The sequence below is a fragment of the Tenacibaculum sp. A30 genome (assembly GCF_051200845.1).
Lineage (GTDB): Bacteria > Bacteroidota > Bacteroidia > Flavobacteriales > Flavobacteriaceae > Polaribacter.
Map to the genome: position 1 here is coordinate 1,637,545 of NZ_CP195160.1, position 22,804 is coordinate 1,660,348.

Here is a 22,804-nt window from a genome sequence, read left to right on the forward strand (position 1 = left end):
AGTGGATTGTGTTTGCTAAATTTTAATCAATTTATATGGTGATTGATTTCTTCCCAATTAAATTGCTCTCCAGATGCTGTAATTGCTTCTTTGTTAGCAAAAGCCGATAAGTTGGCTCCCATAGGGCTTTTTATTTCTTTGCTTATTAAAAAGGTAGCTTCTTTTGCATTTATCAACACAGTAGGCTTTAAGTAATCGGTAACTAAGAAGAGTTCAACAGTATTTATATCTCTTTTATCTAAATCTTGTAACATGCATTCAATAGCGTCGTACTTGTATGCTCTACCTTTTTTGGTTACAATTTCTGCGGCATGTGTTTTTTCTACAATCGTCATTTGACAAGAATGACATACATCTGTACCATACTGAATTGCTTTGGGGGCTATTTTGCATGAAACTAGAAATAGCATTATACCTATGTAAAAAAATACTGTTTGTTTTTTCATTCGAAATAAACTTAAGTTAACTGTTTTGTTTTTCAGCTTTTTAAAACCTCACAGGTTGGTTGCTGAGCATAGCCGAAGTACAAAACCTGTGAGGTTTTTTAATGATTAAACTACAATGTAACGATTATTTTAATTATGAATGTTTTATTTAATTAGATTTTACTTTTTTGGTTGCTTTTTTACCCAAAAGATAGGCAATAAAAGTTAACAACATTCCTAAGAACATACCATAAGCTCCCAACCTTGGGTACGAATGTGCTCTAAAATTCAAAATATCCTTAGTTCCAAATAATGGAGGTTGGAATCCCATAATACTTCCATCAGGGTTGGTAAATTTCATAATTGCTTTGGGGTCTAAATCATGTCCGTAGTTGTATTCCCACAAATAAAAATCATACATTCCAGCAATTCCTAGCAAGGTCATTAAAACAAGCCATCTTAAATACCATTTGTAATTGGCTTTTAAGCCTATAAAAACTCCTAAAATTACCATGACAATAATTACTGGCGGAAAGATTTTAAATTCTGGGATGGTTTCAGGAATGAACTTCATTCCTACATAATGGTTCATTAAATTGATATTTTTTATATCATGTGGGTGCATATCTGCAAACTTACCTATGTATATATCCATTCCTAGTGGGGTGGGGTATTGAGGAGCTTCTAGAGTTATGTTCCACAACGGAAATATAAAAAGCAGCAACAGTAATAAAGAACCAAAAATCATTAATATTTTATGCTTTATCATAATTTTATTTTTTAAGATTCTAGGCTTTTGAAGTAAAAAAAGCTGCTTGAAAGGTTATATGATAAGTTTATTCAAACAGCTTTTCAATCTAAAAAACTAACCCTTTATTTCTATTTGTTTCTATTCACCGTCTAAAGACCAACTTAATTTTATAGGAGAATCTTTAGGAGATACTCTAATATATCCTTGCATTTCTTGGTGTAAAGCTGAACAGAAATCGGTACAATAAAATGGCCAAACTCCTACTTTTGTAGGCTCCCAAACCGACGTTTTAGTTTGTCCTGGCATAATTAATAATTCAGATGTGTTTTGCCCGATTACTGCAAATCCATGAGGCACATCAAAATCCTGTTCTAAATTGGTTATGTGGAAATATACTTTATCGCCTACTTTTATCCCTTCAATATTATCTGGAGAGAAGTGGCTTCTAATGGTTGTCATATAAATATGCACTTCGTTACCTTTTCGTACCACTTTAACATCTGCGTCAGATTTTGCTGCATAAGGATGGTTATTCTCTTCCAGTTTATATATTTTTCTAGAACGCTTCTTAATTAAATCTGCTTCCATAGCTGCAGCATAATGTGGCTCTCCATGGGTTGGAAAATCTAATAATAGTTCCATCTTATCTCCAGAAATATCATACAACTGTGCACTGTGCTCTAATTCTGGGCCAGTTGGCAAATAACGGTCTTTTGTAATCTTATTCATGGCAAACATATATTTACCTTGCGGTTTTCTGGAGTTACCTCCTGGAATAGTTAAATGCCCTACAGAATAATATGTTGGCTTTCTGTCTAACACTTCCCAAGTGCCTAATTTCCATTTTACAACTTCTGAAGAAATAAAGAACGTCGTGTAAGCATTACCTTTATCATCAAACTCTGTGTGTAAAGGACCTAATCCAGGCTGCTCAACAGAACCAGCTAAAACGTCTTCAAAATTTAAAATTGGAATTCCATAAGCATCACCAGCAAACTTTTTGTTCTCGATAGCATCTAACATTTTTGTAAATGAATGCACTGTTAAATTCGCAGATAATTTACCATTACCAATAATATATTCACCAGTAGGATCAACATCACAACCATGAGGTGACTTTGGAGTAGGCAATAAATACACTGCTCCTGGAACTTCAGATGGATTAACAACTCTAACTTCTTTTTTCATTGTAGAAGTTGCAGTATGTGTTACCTCATCATAAACGTTATGTGCATATTCTGCTGGCATCATTGTACCGCCACCATTATTTACATACTCTTCAATTTTTTTCCAATTAACAGCTGCAATAAAATCTTTATCATTTTGTGAGGCATTTACTTCTAATAATGTACTAGCCTCTTCTGTATTATATGTAGAGAAGAAGAACCAACCATGAGACGCTCCACGTCCAGGGTGCGATAAATCATAATTAAAACCTGGCATTAAAATTTGAAATTTAATATCCATATGCCCATGCTCTGGCTCTACACTAATAAACGATAGGGCTCCTTGAAAGTTTCCTTTATAATCTTTAATTGGCATATCGCGTTGCGGAACTGGAACTGAAAAACGTGTACCAGCTACTACATACTCTGTATTTTCTGTTACAAAAGACGAACTGTGGTTACCTGCACTATTTGGCACCTCAATAATCTCTGTGGTTTCAAAAGTTCTTAAATCAATCTTTGCGATTCTTGGTGTGTTATTTTCATTAATAAAAATAAATCGTCCATCAATTTCCCCATTGGTTTGAGAAATATCTGGGTGATGAGAATCTCCCCATGGTATAAATCCGTGTGATGTATTCAACATGGGTTTTGTTTCTTCTGAATATCCATATCCAGAGGTTGGGAATTGCGAAAACACAGGAATTTCTTTAAACATTCTACCCGATGGTAAACCGTAAACGGTTAAGTTTCCACTGTATCCTCCAGAGATAAAGGCGTAATGTGAATCGTGTTCTCCTGGAGCCACATATACTTTTTCGGCAACATTATTCTCCAATGCCCCTCCTTTTTTCTGCTCTTTACCTCCGTTATTGCCACAGCCTATAAAAAATAGGGAAGTTGCAACTAACAATAAGGTACTCTTTATAATGTTTTTCATTACTAATTATTTTAAAGTTCTAAAATATTCTACGATTGCTCTGGCTTCTTTTTCACTAACGTTTTGATTTGCCATTGGCGAGCCGTTATACTCTATTAATAATGCTTTTGCTATTGGATCTTTTTTAAGCATTTCTTCTGGATTAATAATCATGTTCATTACCCATTCTGGTGATCTTCTATCAAACACTCCCGTTGGATTTGGTCCTATAAACTTTCTATTTGTTCTGTGACATGCCGAACATTTGTTTTTAAATAGCTCTTTACCTTCATCCGCTAATTTTTGGTCAATCGCACCAGATATATCTAGCGACTTTACTGGCCCTATTCCTTTATTAGATAAATCTACATTAGCCATAGCTTCTTTTTTTACAGCAGGGGCCTCTTTAGGTTTTTCTTTTTGTACCTCTTTTTTTGCAGGTGCTTTTTTAGATGAGTAATCTACTTCGTTATTCTTTTTATCGTTTCCGCATGAAAACAATACAAAAGAGAACATTAGTATTAATAGTTTATGTGTGTGTTTCATTTTTAATTGATTTATGATTTATTGTTATTTATGGCACTAAAACTTGATCGATAACATGTATCCATCCATTACTTACTTTTACAGTTTGAATAATTTCTACCCCGTTTACATATATTTTTTCTTCCTTATTTTCTACCTGCATGTAATTTCCAGATGCCATATATAATTTTCTCCCTTTTTTAGCTTCTTTCTTTAACTGTTCCAAAGGAAAATTTGCTGGGGCAACATGATTTTTTAAAACAAAAGCTAATTTTGATTTATTTTCTGGCTTTAGTAAATCTTCTACTGTATTTGCTGGCAACTTTTCAAATGCTGTGTTTAACGGGGCAAAAATGGTTAACGGACCAGCATTTACAATTACATCTTGTACTCCTGCAGCCTCAATAGCTGTTACTAGTGTTGAAAAATCTGCTATGCTTTTTGCTTTCTGTAATGCATTAGGATCAGAAACCTCGTCTTCAAAAGATGCTTGCCCTTGAGGCTTTACTACTTCTTTTTTTTCTATTGAAGTCGTATTGACATTATTTGAATTGCTATTCAACTTCTTACAAGAAAAAAACAATAACAATGCAACTAAATAAATTATTTTAAATGCTTTCATTGTGATTACTATTTGTTACCTGCCCAAAATTATTGCTATCTGCCTTTCTAAAAAATGACAATTATCATGTTTAAAAGATAAAATTGTCTTTTTTAAAAATAATTGTTATTCTTAAAAAAAACACCTCATATAAATAATAGGCAATGAGAACTTTAATTAAGTTTTTATTTATTAATCTTTATTTATTCTAAATAAAAGACTTATATTTGCACGGATTTTACGAAAAGATAATGATTGTTTTTTATACTGAAACCAAGAAAGTTACCTCTACAACCTCTGTTAAAACATTACAGAAAACTACTATTTGTAGTTCTTCATGCACAAGTAACTGTATTAAACCTAAAAGTAAATGCTGTAACAAATATCAAAAGAAAGGTATTAATTGTAAAAGATGCCCTTTAACATTTGACTTAAAAGCAGTATCATAAATTAATAACGATTTCCCCCTGTTTGTTTATATATCACAAACAAAAAGCCCTTAAAAGAAATTTCTTTTAAGGGCTTTTAATTTTATTTAAAAAGGCTTTTTATGCTACCTTTAATAAAAAGTAGTTTTTCTTACCTCTTTGTAATAACACGTATTTATCAGCTATAAGATCTTTTGAAGTGATTACAAAATCTTCACTTACTTTTTCTTTATTTACTGATATTGAATTCTCTTTTAAAGCTCTTCGCGCATCTCCGTTTGATTTTAAGAATCCTGTTTTAGCGGCTAAAGCTGCAATCATGTCTAATCCTCCAGCTATGTCTTCAGACGTTACCTTAGCTTGTGGTACTCCATCAAACACATCTAAAAATGTTTGTTCATCTAAATTCTTTAAATCTTCAGCTGTTGACTTTCCAAATAAAATGCTTGAAGCAGCAATCGCTTTATCTAATTCTTCTTTAGAGTGTACAAAAATTGTTACTTCTTCAGCTAACTTCTTTTGTAATGCTCTTTGATGTGGTGCTTCTTTATGTTCAGCAATTAAAGTATCAATAGTTTCTTTATCTAAAAACGTAAATATTTTAATATACTTTTCAGCATCTTCATCCGAAGTATTTAGCCAAAATTGGTAAAACTTGTAAACTGACGTTTTATCTGCATCTAACCAAACATTTCCTCCTTCAGACTTTCCAAATTTAGAACCGTCAGCTTTTGTAATTAATGGGCACGTAGCTGCAAATGCTTTTGCTTCTTCACCAGGAGTCATTCTACGAACTAATTCTGTACCTGTGGTAATATTACCCCATTGGTCAGAACCTCCCATTTGTAATTTACAGTTTAAGGTTTTATATAAATGATAGAAATCGTACCCTTGAATTAGTTGATAGGTAAACTCTGTAAAACTCATTCCGTTACCTGCTTCTCCTGTAATACGCTTTTTTACAGAATCTTTTGCCATCATGTAGTTTACAGTGATTCTCTTTCCAACATCACGTACAAATTCGATAAATGAAAAATCTTTCATCCAATCGTAATTGTTTACCAATAAAGGAGTGTTTTTAGCTCCGTTATCAAAATTTAAAAAGCGACCTAAGGTTCTTTTTAAACCTTCAACGTTTTTTGCTAAAGCTTCTTCATTTAATAAATTACGCTCATCAGATTTTCCTGTTGGATCACCGATCATACCAGTTGCACCTCCTACTAAAGCTACTGGCTGATGCCCTGCTTTTTCAATGTGAACTAATAAAATAATTGGAACTAAACTACCAATGTGTAACGAATCTGCAGTTGGATCAAAACCAATATAAACCGAGGTCATTTCCTTTTGAAGTTGTTCTTCGGTTCCTGGCATAATGTCGTGAATCATTCCACGCCATTGTAATTCTTCTACTAAATTCTTGGTCATTTTATTCTATTTTTAAAGAAGCAAAGATAAGTTTATCAACCAAAATAAACTAAATTCGCTGTATGATTTTAGTTACAGGAGGAACAGGTTTAGTAGGCTCACATTTATTATATTATTTAAGCCAAAAAAACGATACAATTCGAGCTATTTTTAGAACAGAAGAAAAGCGTGATCACGTTAAAAAAATCTTTTCTTTTTATACGGATGATGTACAGCAGTACTTTTCAAAAATTGAATGGGTTAAAGCTGACATTACCGAAACCCCTTCTTTAGAACCTGTTTTTAATAATGTAACCGAAGTTTATCACTGTGCTGCCTTAGTTTCTTTCAACCCGAAAGATTACAGAAAAATGCGCCAAGTGAATATTGAAGGAACTGCAAACCTTATCAATTTTGCTATTGATGCTGGCGTTAAAAAATTCTGTTTTGTAAGTTCTATCGCTGCTGTGGGGAATTCTATTAACGGAAAACCAATTAATGAAGAAAACGAATGGTCTGATGCTGATGAAAATCACGGATATGCAATTACTAAATACGGCGCCGAAATGGAAGTGTGGAGAGGAAGTCAAGAAGGTTTAGAGGTCGTAATCGTGAACCCTGGTGTTATTTTAGGTAGTGGTTTTTGGAACGAAGGGTCAGGAAAAATGTTTACCCAAGTACATAATGGCTTTAACTTTTATACCGAAGGTAAAACTGGTTTTGTTAGCGTAAAAGATGTGGTAAAAGCAATGATAAACCTGATGAATTCTGACATAAAAAACGAACGTTATATTCTAGTTTCAGAAAATAAATCGTTTCAAGAAGTATTTAATGCTATTGCTGATGGGTTACAGAAAAAAAGACCCTCTAAAAAAGTAGGGAAATTAGCAACTGCTATTTTTTGGAGAATTGATTGGCTTATAACAAAACTTACAGGAAAAGAGCCTTTATTGACCAAAAACTCAGCTAAATCTGCCCATAACACCTCGTTTTATACTTCAAAAAAGATTATTGAACAACTTGATTTTGAATTTGAATCAATTAATGAAGTGATTTCAGAAACTTGTAAAGACTTTAGAAAATAGATTCTTATTTTACTTTCTCTAGTTCTTTGTAATCTCTTTCTATTAATAACTCTTCAGGAACTTCTTTGAACACTCGCTTGTCATTTAAAACAGAATCTTTTAGTATTTTGTCTTTTCCTTTTATAGAGTCTTGCTCTTTTTTCTTTTCTTTATAGAATGTAGCTAAAGAGTCTATATTACGTTTTACCTTTTTTAAGATTTCTGTATATTCATCAACTTGTGAGGTGTAATAAACATTGCTAATATCAAAACGAGTTGTGTCTATTTTATATTTTTCATACACCAAAAACATGTAATTATCTTCTCGTTCTAAAAACTTATTTTTTTGATTTTTAGCGGAAGAAGCTATATACATATCAGTTAACAACAAAACCATTGAATCTTTCGAAATCAGATTTTCTGGCTTTTTATAAATCGTATTACTGGTACACGAAACTAAAAGTATACCGATAAGTATATAAGCTGCTTTTCTCATCTATCTATTAAATAGTAATCGTTTTCCTTTAATTTCTTCGTTAAACATTCCTTCGTTATACATTAAGTTTCCGTTTACAAATGTATGGGTTATTTGGTTTGAAAATTCAACTCCCTCAAACGGAGACCATCCACATTTATACAATACGTTTTCTTTATCTACTGTCCATTTTTTATCAGCATCAACTAACACTAAATCAGCATAAAACCCTTCTTTGATAAATCCTCTTTTTTCAATTTTGAAGATTTTTGCTGGATTATGGCTCATTTTTTCTACCGCTTTTTCAATTGGCAGCACTCCTTCTTTCACTTTTTCTAAAACAGCTATAACCGCATGTTGCACTAACGGACCACCACTTGGTGCTTTGGTATATACGTTATCTTTTTCCTCTATCGTATGAGGTGCATGGTCGGTTGCAATGATATCAATTCTATCGTCTAACAAGGCTTTCCATAATCCGTCTTTATCTTTTTGCGTTTTCACAGCTGGATTCCACTTGATAAGTGTTCCTTTTTTATCGTAATCAGCATCGGTAAACCACAAATGGTGCACACAAACTTCAGCAGTTATTTGCTTTTCTTCTAACGGAATATCATTTCTGAATAAATGCGTTTCTTTTTCCGTAGATAAATGGAAAATATGTAGGCGAGCTCCTGTTTTCTTAGCTAATTCAATTGCTTTTGATGATGATAAATAACATGCCTCTTCACTACGAATTATCGGATGATATTTTACCGGAATATCATCTCCATATTTTGCTTGATACTCTTCTGTATTTTTTCTAATGGTTGCTTCATCTTCACAATGAACTGAAATTAACATATCTGTTGAAGAAAATATTTTTTCTAATACTTCTTCATTATCTACCAACATATTTCCTGTTGATGATCCTAAGAATAGTTTGATTCCAGCAACATCTTTCGGATTCGTTTTTAACAATTCTTCTAAATTATCATTTGTTCCTCCGAACATAAAAGAATAGTTAGCATAGGATGTTTTACTAGCAATGTCAAACTTATCTGCTAACAATTCTTGAGTTGTTGCTTGCGGTACCGTATTTGGCATTTCAATAAAAGAAGTGATACCTCCAGCTATAGCTGCCTTACTTTCTGTTGCAATGTTCGCTTTATGTGTTAATCCAGGCTCACGAAAATGTACCTGATCATCAATCATTCCTGGAATTAAGTATTTACCAGCAGCATCAATTACCTGCATATCATCAGCAGGTACAATGGTTTCATCTATCTTTTTAATAAATTCTCCTTCTAATAAAACATCGCCTTTAAAAACCTTGTTTTCATTAACGATTTGTGCATTTTTAATTAAAATTGATTGCATGTTGTTATTTTGGTAATCCGTTAATTCTCATTTTTATCACGCCAAAAACAGCTTCTTTGATAATTCCTTTGCTAAGTTTCGATTTTCCTAATACTCTGTCTGTGAAAATAACCGAAACTTCTTTTATATTAAATTGATGTTTCCAAGCTTTGTATTTCATTTCAATCTGAAATGCATAGCCTACAAATTTCACTTTATCTAACTTAATCGTTTCTAACACTTTTCTTTTATAGCATACAAAACCAGCGGTGGTATCATGAATTGGCATTCGTGTAATCAATCGTACATACTTTGATGCAAAATATGATAGCAACACTCTACTCATAGGCCAGTTTACTACATTTACCCCTACTGAATATCTTGATCCTATTGCTACATCGGCTCCTTCAATAGCACATTCGTTATACAATCGAATTAAATCGTTGGGGTTGTGTGAAAAATCGGCATCCATTTCAATAATGTAGTCATACTTCTTGGCAATGGCCCATTTGAATCCATGAATGTAGGCAGTACCTAAACCATTTTTTCCTTTTCTCTTTTCAATAAAAAGCTGACTAGGGAACTCTTGTTGTAGATTTTCTACGATTTCAGCAGTTCCATCAGGTGAGTTATCATCGACCACTAATACATGAAATGCCTTTTCTTGACTAAAAGTTGCTCGAATAATAGCTTCGATGTTTTCTTTTTCGTTATAGGTAGGGATTATGACTAAGGCGTCTGACTTCATGTAATTTTCATATAAATCAAGGCAAAGATACACTAATTTATTACTAATTTTGTGTTAATTAAAAGTATAAAAACAATTGCAAGCAATAGAGCGAATTATTAATGATAGTAGTTGGATAACCTTGGTTATTGTTACAGCAATTATATTGCTAGCCTTGATGAAACTACTTAAACCTACGCAATTATATGGTTACGTTGTTGCTTTTATCTCTCCTGGTTTTTTTCATAAAAGAATTGAAGAAGGAGATTCTTTTTTCACGCCTTTTAGGTTGTTTTTATTTTTCTTTTCTACGATTGTAATTTCCTTATTTTTATTCCAAGCTGTACTTGCAGAATTATACCCTCAAGGTTTTTTAGCTTTTCTTGGACTCTTTTTCTTTGTTACAACATACCTTGCAATACGAGTATTTTTAGACCATGCAATTGCTAATATTTTAGGGTTAACACCTATAATTACCTATTTTTTATACACAAAATCAGGCTATTTGTATGTACTTTGTATATGGCTACTTCCTTTTATCATAGTGTATCAATATACATTTCCTAATAAACTATTCTTAATTTCCTCATTCTGTGCATTGCTTATTATTAGGGCTTTTTTAATATTAAACAATAATAAAAAGCTTGTGCTTAGTAAGTTGTTCTATTTTATTTTGTACTTTTGCACCCTTGAAATAGCACCGCTATTAATTCTTTATAAAACAACAACTACGTAATAAAGAGAATGTTTATGAAAGTGAAAACTATTTTAGTCTCTCAACCAAAACCAAAGACAGAAACTTCACCGTATTTCGACTTAGCCGAAAAACAAAAAGTAAAAGTTGACTTTCGCTCATTTATACATGTCGAAGGAATCCCTGTAAAGGAGGTAAGAGCTCAAAAAGTAGATTTAAAAAACTACACTGCAATTATTTTAACTAGTAGAAATGCTGTTGATCACTTTTTTAGAATTGCAGAAGAAATGCGTTTTACAGTGCCTGATGACATGAAGTATTTTTGTCAATCAGAAGCAGTGGCTTACTACTTACAAAAGTATGTAGTTTACAGAAAACGTAAAATTTATGTTGGAAACAGAACGTTTCCTGAATTAACTAAATTAATTAAAAAGCATAAAGACGAAAAGTTCTTATTGCCTTCTTCTGACAAATTGAAAGATTTAATTCCAGAAGAGTTAAATAAGTTAGGTGTTGACTGGAAGCGTGCTGACTTATATCGTACAGTAGTTAGTGATTTATCTGACTTAGAGGACGTTTTTTATGATATTTTAGTGTTCTTTAGTCCATCAGGAATTGATAGCTTATTTGAAAACTTCCCTGATTTCAAACAAAACGACACTAGAATCGCTGTATTTGGTAATTCAACTATTCAAGCTGTTGAAGATAGAGGTTTACGTGTAGATATCGCTGCACCAACACCTGAAACTCCTTCAATGACGATGGCTTTAGAAAAATACATTAAAGAGGCTAACAAAAAGTAAGTAAATTAATTTTTTACATACAACCAAGAGACTGTCTACAAAGGCAGTCTCTTTTGTTTTAACAAATCATTGTAACCTAGGTAACATTTCAAGCATATTTATTTCATTAATTTTACGAAATATTTTTACCCGAAAAACACATGGACAAGTACCTAGACATCATAAAAAACTCATATACTGGTTACTGGAACTACATCAAACAATCAGTGCTAATGGAGTTGAACTGGGAAAATTATTTTTACGGATTAATTATTATTTCTCTAGTGGTATGGGGCTTAGAAATCGTGTTTCCTTGGCGTAAAAATCAGCCTTTATTTAGAAAAGATTTTTGGTTAGATACATTTTACATGTTCTTCAATTTCTTTTTACTAAACCTTATCGTACTTATTGCTTTGTCAAATACAGCAGAGCAGTTTTTTAATGATATTTTAGGTTTGGTTGGACTATCCGTTGCGAATTTTCAATTATTCGACATCAACACATTTCCTTATTGGGTTAGACTTTTCGTATTTTTTATCATTATTGATTTTGTTCAGTGGTTTACGCATACGTTACTGCATCGATATGAATTTTTATGGAACTTCCACAAAGTACATCACTCAGTAAAACAAATGGGGTTTGCAGCACACCTTCGTTATCACTGGATGGAGCCCGTAGTGTACAACTCAATGAAATATATCCCGTTAGCTATTATGGGTGGATTTACAGCACAAGATGTTGCTATTGTTCATTTTTTTAATATTACTATTGGTCACTTAAATCATGCCAATATTAATTGGGATTATGGCTGGTTAAAATATATTCTAAACAATCCAAGAATGCATATTTGGCATCATGCAAAAGAGCTTCCTGAAGATAGAAAAATGGGCGTAAATTTTGGCATCACACTAAGCATTTGGGATTATATTTTTAAAACAAACTACATTCCCTATAACGGGCGTGATATAGAACTAGGATTTGATGGAGATGAAGAATTTCCTAAAGATTTTATTCACCAAGAAATCTATCCGTTAGGAAAGAAATAGCATTTTCATAATTTAAAAAACTCACAATACTCTCATCTCCAAAAAAGAGTAATTTTTAACGTATTTTAACTTACTTCTATACAAGCTTCTTCTGAGTAGTTTGTTCTCAATTTGTATCTTTATCGCTTTAAAAATAAACAGATGAAGTACATAAAAATTCTATTCTTATTTATTGTCGTTCAAGTTACCGCACAACAAGGTGGTATGTGGATTCCTTCCCTTTTAGAAGGAATGAACGAGCAAGAAATGACTTCTTTAGGAAGTAAATTAACGGCAAAAGACATTTACGATGTAAACAACTCAAGCTTAAAAGATGCCATTGGGCATTTTAACGGTGGTTGTACTAGTGAAGTTATTTCTCCTGAAGGGTTAATATTAACCAATCACCACTGTGGTTTTGGACAAATTCAATCGCACTCTTCTTTAGAAAATGATTACCTAAAAGACGGTTTTTGGGCTATGAGTAAGCAAGAAGAATTGCCTAACGAAAACTTATACATTGAGTTTATTGTTCGTATTGATGATGTAACTGCTAAAGCGTTAAATGGAGTTACTAATACAATGACCGAGCGCGAAAAGCAATCGACAATTGATAAAAACATCAATGAAATTCAAAAAAATGTACAAAAAGAAGCATGGCAAGGTGTTAAAGTAAAACCTTTTTATAAAGGAAACCAGTACTTCTTATTTGTTACTGAAAGATTTGATGACGTTCGTTTAGTTGGAGCGCCACCAAGTAGTATCGGAAAATTTGGTAGTGATACTGATAACTGGGTCTTCCCTCGTCATACGGGAGATTTTGCGTTATTCAGAATTTATGCTGATAAAAATAACCGTCCTGCTAAATACAGCAAAGACAACGTTCCTTACAAGCCAAAACACTTTTTACCAGTTTCTTTAGATGGAGTTGAAGAAGGTGATTTTACAATGGTTTTCGGGTTCCCTGGTACTACTAACGAGTACTTACCTGCTGTAGCTATTCAACACATTACGCAAGAATTTAACCCTAGTAATATTGCGATTAGAGAAGCTGCTTTAAAAGAAATTGATGCACAAATGAAAGCAAGCGATGCTGTTCGTATTAAATATGCATCAAAACAAGCTCGTATTGCAAATGCATGGAAAAAATGGATTGGTGAAAACTTAGGTATAAAAAAGAGTAATGCCATTGCTGAGCGTCAAGCTTTCGAAGCTACTTTCAAAAAAGCACTAAAAGAAAAAGGATTAGAAAAAAACTACGGAAATATTCTACCAGAGTTTGAAAAACTATATGCTGATTTTGCTGAAATTAATATTAGAAGAAGAAACTTTATTGAAGTTTTCTTAGTAAACAACGAATTAATGCAAATGATGTTTAGAGCTTACCAATTAGAACAAGTAGCTTTAAATAAACCTGAAAGATTTGACGAAGCTAAAAACTCATACATCAACAGACTTAAAGGAATCCACAAAAACTTTGATGCCAATGTAGACAAAGGAGTATTTAGCAATGTAATGCCTTTATACAATCCTAAAAATGTAGACGCTTCTATCTACGAAAAAACAAGCTTCACTAACTTAGATAACGCTTTACAATTATTTGAAGGAAATGCTAAAAAGGTAGTGAAAAACTTAAATAAAGATGCTGCTTACCAGTATGCAAAACCTATGATTGAAGAGTTTTTCACCAAAATTGATCCTGAGTTCCAACAAAAAAACCAACCTATTACTGCTTTACAAAAAACATATATGAAAGCTTTGATGGAAGCATTACCTAAAGCTCGTTATTTCCCTGATGCTAACAGTACTTTACGTGTTACTTACGGTCAAGTTCGTGGATACTCTCCTAGAGATGCAGTGTACTACAATCCTGTAAGTTATTTAGATGGTGTTATCGAAAAATACGTTCCTGGTGATTATGAGTTTGATGTACCTCAAAAGTTAATCGATTTATACGAGGCTAAAGATTTTGGACAGTACACCGATAAAAATGGAAAAGTACCTGTATGTTTCTTAGGAACCAACCACACAACTGGTGGTAACTCTGGTAGTCCAGCTATCGACGCACATGGAAACTTAATCGGGTTAAACTTCGACCGTGTGTGGGAAGGTACGATGAGTGATATGAATTACGATCCTGAAATTTGTAGAAACATCATGGTGGATGCTCGTTATATTTTATTTATCATTGATAAATACGCTGGAGCAAAACATTTAATTGATGAAATGAAATTAGTACATCCTAAAAAGAAATAATTTTTCAATAGAACTCAACTAAAAAAACCGATGAAAATTTCATCGGTTTTTTTCTACTCTCATTTTAACAACTATTTATATCGATTTTAAATATTCTTTCTTTGTTAAGTTCTTAACTTTAACAACGACCTAAACTGCAAAATCAACTTTTATGGAGCATGTTGTTATAATTGGTAATGGAATTTCTGGTGTTACTGCTGCAAGACACATTAGAAAATTATCAGACAAAAAAATCACCATTATTTCTGCTGAAACTGAAGAGTTCTTTTCAAGAACAGCATTAATGTATGTGTATATGGGGCACATGAAATTTGAGCATACAAAACCTTACGAATCATGGTTTTGGAAGAAAAACAACATCGAACTCAAAAAAGATTATGTTACCAAAATACATACACCAACCAAAGAAATTGAATTTAGTAATGGTGAAAAATTAGCGTATGATACATTAATTATCGCTACAGGATCTAAACCTAACAAACTTGGCTGGCCTGGTCAAGATTTAAAAGGTGTTATGGGAATGTATCATAAACAAGATTTAGAAGCTCTTGAAAAATATGCTCCAAATAATCAAATATGCAAAAGAGCGGTAATTATTGGTGGTGGTTTAATTGGTATTGAACTTGCCGAAATGCTTCATAGCAAGAATATTCCTGTTACTTTTTTAGTTCGTGAAGAGAGTTTTTGGAATAACGTATTACCTGCGGAAGAATCAACTATGATAAGTCGTGAGATTTTAGAAAACCATATTGATTTGCGTTTAGGAGTGAATCTTAAAGAAATTAAAGCTGATGAAAACGGACATGTAAAATCTGTAATTATTGAAGAAACTGGTGAAGAAATCACTTGTGATGTTGTAGGATTAACCGCAGGAGTTTCTCCAAATATCGATTTTTTAAAAGGTTCAGAAATTGAACTTGGTAAAGGAGTTAAAGTAAATCGTTTTTTAGAAACCAACATCAAAGATATCTATGCTATTGGTGATTGTGCTGAACAACACGAAGCTATCGGGTTGCGACGTCCTATTGAAGCCGTTTGGTATACGGGTAGAATGATGGGAGAAACAGTAGCACAAACTATTTGTGGTAACAAAACTCAATATAAACCTGGGCATTGGTTTAACTCTGCTAAATTTATTGATATCGAATACCAAACCTACGGTTGGGTGTGGGCACAACCTAAAGAAAATGAAACTCATTTTTATTGGGAGCATGAAAATAGTAAAAAATGTATTCGATTAAATTTCGATAAAAACACGCAAGAATTTATCGGAATAAACACCTTAGGAATACGTATGCGTCATGCCTTTTTTGATAAAGTTCTGACAGAAAAACGTTCTGTAACTTATGTATTAGAACATCTGGCAGACGCTAACTTTGACCCAGAATTTTATAAACTTCATGAACCAGAAATTGTGGCAAAATTCAACAAAGAAAATAATACTACTATTCAATTAAAGAAGAAAAGCTGGAAACGCATTTTTAGCATTTAAACCTAATCGTAATGAAAGTAATACAAAACATAGGATTAAGCATCTTTTTATTTGGATTAAGTATTTTCGTTTCTCTTATTTTCTTTGGGAAATATGAACTTAGTTCAGAACTTTTTGAAAAAGTAATCTCTAATAAAGGCATCAAAAGTGAGCTTTTTATTAATGATATAAAGAATAATGTTGTTCGAAAAGAATTCACTAATCCTTTTTCATTTTCTTCTAAAATTACTTCTGCCCTGGAAGCAGCCAATACTACTCACAAAGAAAATAGTGAATGGGATAAAGTTATTTGGAGTAAACCCCATAGTTTTTCTTATGAAATAGCAAAAGAAGCTGGAACAGGAATTGTAAAAGAAAATAAAAGTCTTTTTTGGCTACTAACCTTCGGTTTAGGAATCATTGGTTCTTTATTATTTATCATTCCAACTGTAATTACCCAAGGACCTCCAGGTATTAAAAACAACGGCATTTGGTTGAGTTCTTCCACTAATAGAGGGTGGATTGGTTGGTTTGTTTTTTTGTTCTTAGTTACGTTTTACATACTTCTTTATTTCTTTCCAGATTATATAGTAAACTGGACATACATTGTTGATCTAATCAGCCAATATTTGAGTGGAAATTTAGCTTCTCAATGGTTTTTATACGGGTTTCTGTATTGCGTGGTAATGATTGTAATGGCAATAAGAATGTACATTAAATACCGTCATAATAAATATCAAACCCTTAGAACAACATCTGTTCTATTCTTTCAAATTGTTTTTGCTTTTTTAATTCCAGAACTATTAGTTCGTTTTGAAAAACCTTGGTATGATTTTAAAAATGCTTTTCCGTTAGATTATGATTTCTTTTTTAGTTGGAATTTAGATCAACTAATCGCAAGCGGAGGCTTCGGGTTGTTCATTTTAGTTTGGGGAATCGTACTCACCTTAGTCATTGTTCCAGTTATGGTATATTTCTTCGGAAAACGTTGGTACTGTTCTTGGGTTTGTGGTTGTGGTGGATTAGCAGAAACTTTAGGAGATCCTTACCGACAACTATCAGACAAATCATTAAAAGCATGGAAATTTGAACGTTGGATAGTCCATGGAGTTCTTGTATTTGCCTTAATAATGACTGGCTTCACATTATATTCTTATTTTTCTGGAAGTCAAGAAGTATTAGGAATTAAAACGCAAACCATTCAAGATATTTATGGTTTCTTAATCGGATCCATTTTTGCAGGTGTTATTGGTACAGGGTTTTATCCAATTTTCGGGAACCGTGTTTGGTGTCGTTTTGGATGTCCGTTAGCTGCTTATTTAGGAATTGTACAACGTTTTAAATCTCGATTTAGAATTACTACCAATGGTGGGCAATGTATTTCTTGCGGAAATTGTTCTACCTATTGTGAACAAGGTATTGACGTACGTGCTTATGCTCAAAAAGGAGAAAACATAGTACGTGCTAGTTGTGTTGGTTGCGGAATTTGTTCGGCTGTTTGTCCTAGAGGTGTATTAAAATTAGAAAACGGACCAGAAAAAGGACGTATCAATCCTACAGAAATTTTACTTGGCAACGATGTAGACTTAATGAAACTGGTGAATAAAAAATAAATTTTATTCAATTCTAAAAACACAATACCTTGCAAGCTTTAAAATAGCAAATGAAACCTTTAATTAAAGTAATCATCCCCGCCTATAATGAACAAGATTCTATTGCTCTTGTTATAAACGACATTCCTTCTATAGTAGATGAAGTCATTGTGATTAGTAATAATTCAACTGACAATACCGAAGTTAATGCAAAAAATGCAGGAGCTACAGTACTTTCTGAAAATAGAAAAGGGTACGGATATGCTTGTTTAAAAGGAATGGAGTATGTTTCCTTAAAAAAGGAAAAACCAGATATCATTGTTTTCCTAGATGGAGATTATTCTGATTACCCTGAACAACTCAACGAACTTGTTGAACCTATACTTAAAGACAATATAGATTTTGTAATAGGATCCCGAGTAAAACACTTGCGTGAACATGGCTCTATGACTCCACAACAAATTTTCGGCAACTGGTTAGCTACAACTTTAATGAAACTCTTTTTTGGTGCTAAATTCACCGATTTAGGTCCATTTAGAGCTATTAAATATGATAAACTATTAGCTTTACAAATGGAGGATAAAACCTACGGATGGACGGTTGAAATGCAACTAAAAGCCTTAAAACAAAAATTAAGTTATACTGAAGTCCCTATGAAATACCGAAATAGAATAGGCGTTTCAAAAGTTTCAGGAACTGTAAAAGGTAGTATATTAGCTGGCGTTAAAATTTTAGGTTGGATTTTTAAATATAGCTTTAAATAATGGTCTTAGAATATACAATAATTACGCTATACACCATATCACTAGTTCTTATTTTACTGTATGCTTTAGCACAATTTAACTTGCTGATAAATTATTTAAAAGCAAGAAAAAAACAAGACAACTCACCTAAATTTGATTTTTCAAATCCGAACGAAATTCCTTATGTAACCATACAATTACCCGTTTTTAATGAGTTGTATGTAATGGAACGCTTGCTAAATAATATAGCAAAACTTGAGTATCCCCGTGAAAAATTAGAAATTCAAGTACTGGATGACTCTACAGATGAATCGGTTGAAAGTACTGCGAAACAAATAGCAGAACTTCAAAAAACAGGATTAGATATTCAGCATATTAGGCGAGAAAATCGTCAAGGATTTAAAGCTGGAGCTTTAAAAGAGGGTTTAAAAACTGCTAAAGGAGAGTTCATAGCCATTTTTGACGCAGATTTTTTACCTAAAGAAAACTGGTTGTTAGAAACGGTTCCTTATTTCAAGGACCCTAAAATTGGTGTGGTACAAACTCGTTGGGGACATATCAACAGAAACTACTCTACCTTAACAAAAATTCAAGCTTTTGCTTTAGATGCTCATTTTACTTTAGAACAAGTGGGGCGAAATAGTCAAGGGCATTTCATCAATTTTAATGGTACCGCAGGTATTTGGCGTAAAGAGTGTATTTACGATGCTGGAAACTGGGAGGGAGATACCTTAACAGAAGATTTAGATCTAAGCTACCGCGCACAATTAAAAAACTGGAAATTCAAATACTTAGAAAATGTTGTAACTCCAGCTGAACTACCTGTGGTTATTAGTGCTGCTCGCTCACAACAATTTAGATGGAATAAAGGTGGGGCCGAAAATTTTCAAAAAATGCTAAAAAGGATTCTTACAAGTAAGAATATTCCTTTGAAAACTAAAATTCACGGAACTTTGCACCTTCTCAATAGTTCAATGTTTACTTGTATTTTTTTAGTAGCTATTTTAAGTATACCTATGTTGTATATTAAAAACGAATATGCACATTTAAAAATTTACTTTTTAGTGATGAGTTTCTTCATCATAAGCACACTGATTTTCTTTATTTGTTATTGGTTTATGTACAAGAAAACTTATGGAGGAGGTATGTTGAACTTTATAAAATATATTGGAGCTTTTTTTGCCTTTTTCTCAGTTGCCATGGGCTTTTCACTACACAACACCATTGCTGTTTTAGAAGGTCATCTAGGAAAAAAAAGTGAATTTGTTAGAACACCTAAATTCAATATTAAATCGTTAAAAGATAGTTGGAAAAACAACAAATACATCCGTAAAAAACCTTCGTTACATGTAATTATTGAAGGAGCTTTAACGCTATATTTTGCATTTGGAATGTATAGCGCTTTTATTGTTGGGAATAAAGGTGGTGATTTTGGAATGTTTCCTTTTCACTTAATGTTGTTTGGTGGTTTTGGTTATGTATTTTATAAATCTCTGTTTTCTAAGGCGTAAATGTCTTTGCTAAAAAAATACAACGTACTTATACTAACATTTGTTAGTGTATGCTTTTATACCTTTTTTGCTTACTCTTTAGAACGTACCGAGTTTTACAAACTACTAATTTTGTGGATTGGCTTATTTGGTTCTTTTTATTTTTTGCTACAAAACAAACAGATTTCTTTTAAATATTGGGTTGCTATTGCTATTCTTTTTAGGTTGATATTCTTATTCGTTATACCTAATTTATCACAAGATTTTTATCGATTTATTTGGGATGGTCGTATGATTTTAGAAGGATTTAATCCGTATTTATCTTTACCTCAAACTTTAATTGAGCAAAACAACGCTCCTATTTTACAAGCAACAGAATTGTATAAGGGAATGGGACAATTAAACGGAAGTCATTATACTAATTATCCTCCCATTAATCAGTTGTGTTTTTTTTTAGCAGCTTTGTTTTCAAAACACAGCATTTTGGGAAGTGTGATTGTGATGCGCCTCCTCATTATTTTGGCTGATATCGGAATTTTATACTTCGGAAAAAAGCTCTTAGAAAAATTACAACTACCCGTTCATAATATCTTTTTATATATTTTAAATCCTTTCGTAATTATAGAGTTTACTGGGAACTTACATTTTGAGCCTATAATGCTGTTTTTTGTAGTTTGGAGTTTATACAAGCTGCAACAACAAAAGTGGATTTCGGCAGGTATTTTGTTAGCTTTTGCGGTTTCTGTAAAATTAATTCCTTTGATTTTCTTACCCTTGTTTTATCAATGGTTTGTAAAAAATGAAACGTCTTATACTTTCGGTATCAAAAAATTAATTGGTTTTTACACAGTTGTACTATTAACAATTGCCATAACCTTCCTTCCATTTTTCTCTCTTGAATTCATAGCCAATTATTCGAATTCTGTAGGACTTTGGTTTCGAAATTTCGAGTTTAATGCGAGCTTCTACTATATTGCAAGAGAAATAGGTTATTTGTTTAGAGGATACAATGAGATTGCTATTATAGGTAAAATAATCCCTATTCTTACTGTTAGCTTTCTTTTGGCTCTTACTTTTTTCCGAAGAAATACATCTACGATGCAATTGATAACAGCAATGTTGTTTAGTTTATCGTTCTATTATTTTGTAAGTACAACAATGCACCCTTGGTATATTGGTTCTCTTCTAATTTTATCAGTATTTACCAAATATCGTTTTCCTGTAGTTTGGAGCTTTGTAATTATTTTAAGTTATCAGGCTTACGCTAATATTCCTTGGAAGGAAAATCTTTGGCTAATTACCTTAGAATATGTGGTTTTATACTCTTTCCTGATTTGGGAATTGGGCATAAAAAAACCCACTCAAAATTGAGTGGGAAAAATTGCTATGAAAAAGAAAAAGAAAGTGGTTTTTCAACCACAATTCAAAGATAAATAAGTTTTTCTTTTTCTCAAATATTTTTTTATTTTTTTTAATCTTTTTTTTACTCTCTATAAACCTTTGATTAACACTTAATAACTTTATTATCTTTCAGTTGATATTTTTCTTCACTTTCTGGACAAACAGCATATCCTTTTTCATCAAAATCTAAGCGATGCCCATATTCACTTATCCAACCAATTTGCTTAGAAGGATTCCCTACAACTAATGCATAGGGAGCAACTTCTTTTGTAACTACGGCTCCAGCACCAATAAAAGCATATTCTCCTATATTGTTACCGCAAACAATCGTTGCATTGGCACCTATGCTCGCACCTTTTTTTACAATGGTCTCTAAGTATTGATCTTGTCTTTTAATAGCGCTACGCGGATTAATAACATTCGTAAACACCATAGACGGACCTAAAAAAACATCGTCTTCGCAAATAACCCCTGTATAAATAGAAACATTGTTTTGAACTTTTACATTACTACCCAAAACAACTTGTGGTGATACCACTACATTTTGACCTATATTACAATTATTCCCTATTGTACAATTAGGCATTATATGACTAAAATGCCAAATTTTTGTTCCTTCTCCAATAGTACATCCGTCATCTATAACAGCTGTTTCGTGTGCAAAAAACGTTTTGTTTGTATCCATATAAACAAAAATAAAAAAACTCAACCTAAATGGTTGAGCTTTTAATTATTATTCAACTTTAAAAAGAATTGGTAAGGTATATTTTACTTTTACTTCTTTGTTGTTCTGCTTTCCTGGTTGAAACTGCGGAATTTTATTCACCACTCTATCCGTTTCCTTTTCTAATTTAGTATGTGGTGCTCTAATTTGAATATCCGTAACATTTCCTGATTTATCAATAATAAACTGTGTTAAGATTTTATATTTTCCAGAACTTAATCCTACGTCTTGCGCAAGTACTGAATTAAAATTACGTTGTACATGTTGCTGAATTTTTCGTTCAAGACACTTTCTATTTTCAACTTCTGATAGTCCTTCACAACCTTTAAATACTGGAGTACTTTGTACGTTGTTAATTGAAATTGGGTCCTCTGTTTTATCAATTATTTCTTCTTCTTTTTCCTGCGGAATTGCAGTTACATCTATCATAGGTTCATCAACAGGCATTTCAATTACCGTAGTAATTTCAGTATCATTGTCTACTACTTTTGGTTTTAGAATTTCTTTAACTACCGTTTTTTTCTTTGGCTCTTCCGTTACCTGTTCAACTCTTTTTAAAATAACAGGCTGTTTAAAGCTGTAAAAGGGTTCGTACAACTCACTACTTGAGGGTTTTAAAACCGCTACTTCCTTTTCTGTTTCATGTTCTAAAGCTAAAAAAACTATAAATAAAGTGAGTACTAAGCCTAACTGAGTAAAAATTGTTGAGAATTTTTCTAATTGCTTTCTAGCATATTGTTTTGTTGTTTTCATAGTGCATTTATTTTAAATTACTAATCATCTAAAAACAAGAAACATGCCAA

General features: G+C 32.4%; 21 protein-coding genes. 10 read left to right on the forward strand and 11 right to left on the reverse strand.

Features of this window, described 5'->3' with window-relative positions:
• Window positions 1–26: 26 nt before the first annotated feature.
• From ACR9ES_RS07885 to tyrS, 6 genes are all read right to left on the reverse strand, one after another.
• The gene (locus ACR9ES_RS07885; RefSeq protein ID WP_435253805.1) at window positions 27–446 is read right to left on the reverse strand and encodes a nitrous oxide reductase accessory protein NosL; all 420 of its coding nucleotides are present in this window, start codon (window positions 444–446) and stop codon (window positions 27–29) included.
• 148 nt (window positions 447–594) lie between these two features.
• Window positions 595–1,194 (reverse strand): hypothetical protein, encoded by a 600-nt coding sequence (locus ACR9ES_RS07890; protein ID WP_435253806.1) that lies wholly within the window; start codon window positions 1,192–1,194, stop codon window positions 595–597.
• 120 nt (window positions 1,195–1,314) lie between these two features.
• Window positions 1,315–3,282 carry a Sec-dependent nitrous-oxide reductase gene (nosZ, locus tag ACR9ES_RS07895; RefSeq protein ID WP_435253807.1) on the reverse strand — a complete coding sequence of 656 codons (1,968 nt, stop codon included), beginning with the start codon at window positions 3,280–3,282 and terminating at the stop codon, window positions 1,315–1,317.
• Window positions 3,283–3,288: 6 nt separating this feature from the next.
• Window positions 3,289–3,807, reverse strand: coding sequence for a c-type cytochrome (locus ACR9ES_RS07900; protein ID WP_435253808.1), 519 nt, complete (start codon window positions 3,805–3,807; stop codon window positions 3,289–3,291).
• 28 nt (window positions 3,808–3,835) lie between these two features.
• Window positions 3,836–4,408, reverse strand: a complete 573-nt coding sequence (locus ACR9ES_RS07905) for a fasciclin domain-containing protein (RefSeq protein WP_435253809.1) — start codon at window positions 4,406–4,408, stop codon at window positions 3,836–3,838.
• Window positions 4,409–4,935: 527 nt separating this feature from the next.
• Window positions 4,936–6,240, reverse strand: coding sequence for a tyrosine--tRNA ligase (tyrS, locus tag ACR9ES_RS07910; RefSeq protein ID WP_435253810.1), 1,305 nt, complete (start codon window positions 6,238–6,240; stop codon window positions 4,936–4,938).
• A gap of 62 nt (window positions 6,241–6,302) precedes the next feature.
• Between tyrS and ACR9ES_RS07915 the strand changes: the two genes are divergently transcribed.
• Window positions 6,303–7,304, forward strand: coding sequence for an NAD-dependent epimerase/dehydratase family protein (locus ACR9ES_RS07915; RefSeq protein ID WP_435253811.1), 1,002 nt, complete (start codon window positions 6,303–6,305; stop codon window positions 7,302–7,304).
• A 4-nt stretch (window positions 7,305–7,308) separates the two neighbouring features.
• Here ACR9ES_RS07915 and ACR9ES_RS07920 read toward each other — a convergent pair whose 3' ends face one another.
• From ACR9ES_RS07920 to ACR9ES_RS07930, 3 genes are read right to left on the reverse strand one after another with little or no spacing between them, the layout of a single operon-like run.
• A complete protein-coding gene (locus tag ACR9ES_RS07920) occupies window positions 7,309–7,779 on the reverse strand; it encodes a DUF4296 domain-containing protein (protein ID WP_435253812.1) in 471 nt (156 codons plus the stop codon).
• Complete coding sequence (locus ACR9ES_RS07925) at window positions 7,780–9,117, reverse strand: dihydroorotase (RefSeq protein ID WP_435253813.1); 1,338 nt, start codon at window positions 9,115–9,117, stop codon at window positions 7,780–7,782.
• Between the two features lie 4 nt (window positions 9,118–9,121).
• Window positions 9,122–9,844 (reverse strand): polyprenol monophosphomannose synthase, encoded by a 723-nt coding sequence (locus tag ACR9ES_RS07930; protein ID WP_274633855.1) that lies wholly within the window; start codon window positions 9,842–9,844, stop codon window positions 9,122–9,124.
• Window positions 9,845–9,920: 76 nt separating this feature from the next.
• Here ACR9ES_RS07930 and ACR9ES_RS07935 point away from each other — a divergent pair, with 76 nt between their 5' ends.
• The 9 genes from ACR9ES_RS07935 (at window position 9,921) to ACR9ES_RS07975 (ending at window position 21,247) form a co-directional block, all read left to right on the forward strand.
• The gene (locus ACR9ES_RS07935; RefSeq protein ID WP_299002473.1) at window positions 9,921–10,559 is read left to right on the forward strand and encodes a DUF4271 domain-containing protein; all 639 of its coding nucleotides are present in this window, start codon (window positions 9,921–9,923) and stop codon (window positions 10,557–10,559) included.
• Between the two features lie 14 nt (window positions 10,560–10,573).
• The gene (locus tag ACR9ES_RS07940; protein WP_299002476.1) at window positions 10,574–11,320 is read left to right on the forward strand and encodes a uroporphyrinogen-III synthase; all 747 of its coding nucleotides are present in this window, start codon (window positions 10,574–10,576) and stop codon (window positions 11,318–11,320) included.
• Between the two features lie 140 nt (window positions 11,321–11,460).
• Entirely contained in the window at window positions 11,461–12,345 is an 885-nt protein-coding gene (locus ACR9ES_RS07945; RefSeq protein ID WP_435253814.1) for a sterol desaturase family protein, read from the forward strand.
• Window positions 12,346–12,486: 141 nt separating this feature from the next.
• Window positions 12,487–14,580 carry a S46 family peptidase gene (locus tag ACR9ES_RS07950; RefSeq protein ID WP_435253815.1) on the forward strand — a complete coding sequence of 698 codons (2,094 nt, stop codon included), beginning with the start codon at window positions 12,487–12,489 and terminating at the stop codon, window positions 14,578–14,580.
• Between the two features lie 151 nt (window positions 14,581–14,731).
• Complete coding sequence (locus ACR9ES_RS07955) at window positions 14,732–16,072, forward strand: NAD(P)/FAD-dependent oxidoreductase (RefSeq protein WP_435253816.1); 1,341 nt, start codon at window positions 14,732–14,734, stop codon at window positions 16,070–16,072.
• 11 nt (window positions 16,073–16,083) lie between these two features.
• The gene (locus ACR9ES_RS07960; protein ID WP_435253817.1) at window positions 16,084–17,664 is read left to right on the forward strand and encodes a 4Fe-4S binding protein; all 1,581 of its coding nucleotides are present in this window, start codon (window positions 16,084–16,086) and stop codon (window positions 17,662–17,664) included.
• 50 nt (window positions 17,665–17,714) lie between these two features.
• Entirely contained in the window at window positions 17,715–18,407 is a 693-nt protein-coding gene (locus tag ACR9ES_RS07965) for a glycosyltransferase family 2 protein (RefSeq protein WP_435253818.1), read from the forward strand.
• Window positions 18,407–19,897 (forward strand): glycosyltransferase, encoded by a 1,491-nt coding sequence (locus tag ACR9ES_RS07970; protein WP_435253819.1) that lies wholly within the window; start codon window positions 18,407–18,409, stop codon window positions 19,895–19,897. The genes ACR9ES_RS07965 and ACR9ES_RS07970 overlap by 1 nt, the downstream gene beginning before the upstream one ends.
• Complete coding sequence (locus tag ACR9ES_RS07975) at window positions 19,898–21,247, forward strand: mannosyltransferase (RefSeq protein ID WP_435253820.1); 1,350 nt, start codon at window positions 19,898–19,900, stop codon at window positions 21,245–21,247. It begins immediately after the preceding gene.
• A 133-nt stretch (window positions 21,248–21,380) separates the two neighbouring features.
• Here the strand turns inward: ACR9ES_RS07975 and ACR9ES_RS07980 are convergent, their stop codons facing one another.
• Together ACR9ES_RS07980 and ACR9ES_RS07985 are read right to left on the reverse strand one after the other, a co-directional pair.
• Window positions 21,381–21,962 (reverse strand): acyltransferase, encoded by a 582-nt coding sequence (locus ACR9ES_RS07980; RefSeq protein ID WP_435253821.1) that lies wholly within the window; start codon window positions 21,960–21,962, stop codon window positions 21,381–21,383.
• A gap of 48 nt (window positions 21,963–22,010) precedes the next feature.
• Entirely contained in the window at window positions 22,011–22,754 is a 744-nt protein-coding gene (locus ACR9ES_RS07985; protein ID WP_435253822.1) for an energy transducer TonB, read from the reverse strand.
• Between the last annotated feature and the right edge of the window lie 50 nt (window positions 22,755–22,804).

Bases quoted from the DNA above. Each gene is read 5' to 3' on its own strand.
- ACR9ES_RS07885 (WP_435253805.1), bottom strand. From the start codon at position 446: ATGAAAAAACAAACAGTATTTTTTTACATAGGTATAATGCTATTTCTA.
- ACR9ES_RS07890 (WP_435253806.1), bottom strand. From the start codon at position 1,194: ATGATAAAGCATAAAATATTAATGATTTTTGGTTCTTTATTACTGTTG.
- nosZ (WP_435253807.1), bottom strand. From the start codon at position 3,282: ATGAAAAACATTATAAAGAGTACCTTATTGTTAGTTGCAACTTCCCTA.
- ACR9ES_RS07900 (WP_435253808.1), bottom strand. From the start codon at position 3,807: ATGAAACACACACATAAACTATTAATACTAATGTTCTCTTTTGTATTG.
- ACR9ES_RS07905 (WP_435253809.1), bottom strand. From the start codon at position 4,408: ATGAAAGCATTTAAAATAATTTATTTAGTTGCATTGTTATTGTTTTTT.
- tyrS (WP_435253810.1), bottom strand. From the start codon at position 6,240: ATGACCAAGAATTTAGTAGAAGAATTACAATGGCGTGGAATGATTCAC.
- ACR9ES_RS07915 (WP_435253811.1), top strand. From the start codon at position 6,303: ATGATTTTAGTTACAGGAGGAACAGGTTTAGTAGGCTCACATTTATTA.
- ACR9ES_RS07920 (WP_435253812.1), bottom strand. From the start codon at position 7,779: ATGAGAAAAGCAGCTTATATACTTATCGGTATACTTTTAGTTTCGTGT.
- ACR9ES_RS07925 (WP_435253813.1), bottom strand. From the start codon at position 9,117: ATGCAATCAATTTTAATTAAAAATGCACAAATCGTTAATGAAAACAAG.
- ACR9ES_RS07930 (WP_274633855.1), bottom strand. From the start codon at position 9,844: ATGAAGTCAGACGCCTTAGTCATAATCCCTACCTATAACGAAAAAGAA.
- ACR9ES_RS07940 (WP_299002476.1), top strand. From the start codon at position 10,574: ATGAAAGTGAAAACTATTTTAGTCTCTCAACCAAAACCAAAGACAGAA.
- ACR9ES_RS07945 (WP_435253814.1), top strand. From the start codon at position 11,461: ATGGACAAGTACCTAGACATCATAAAAAACTCATATACTGGTTACTGG.
- ACR9ES_RS07950 (WP_435253815.1), top strand. From the start codon at position 12,487: ATGAAGTACATAAAAATTCTATTCTTATTTATTGTCGTTCAAGTTACC.
- ACR9ES_RS07955 (WP_435253816.1), top strand. From the start codon at position 14,732: ATGGAGCATGTTGTTATAATTGGTAATGGAATTTCTGGTGTTACTGCT.
- ACR9ES_RS07960 (WP_435253817.1), top strand. From the start codon at position 16,084: ATGAAAGTAATACAAAACATAGGATTAAGCATCTTTTTATTTGGATTA.
- ACR9ES_RS07965 (WP_435253818.1), top strand. From the start codon at position 17,715: ATGAAACCTTTAATTAAAGTAATCATCCCCGCCTATAATGAACAAGAT.
- ACR9ES_RS07970 (WP_435253819.1), top strand. From the start codon at position 18,407: ATGGTCTTAGAATATACAATAATTACGCTATACACCATATCACTAGTT.
- ACR9ES_RS07975 (WP_435253820.1), top strand. From the start codon at position 19,898: ATGTCTTTGCTAAAAAAATACAACGTACTTATACTAACATTTGTTAGT.
- ACR9ES_RS07980 (WP_435253821.1), bottom strand. From the start codon at position 21,962: ATGGATACAAACAAAACGTTTTTTGCACACGAAACAGCTGTTATAGAT.
- ACR9ES_RS07985 (WP_435253822.1), bottom strand. From the start codon at position 22,754: ATGAAAACAACAAAACAATATGCTAGAAAGCAATTAGAAAAATTCTCA.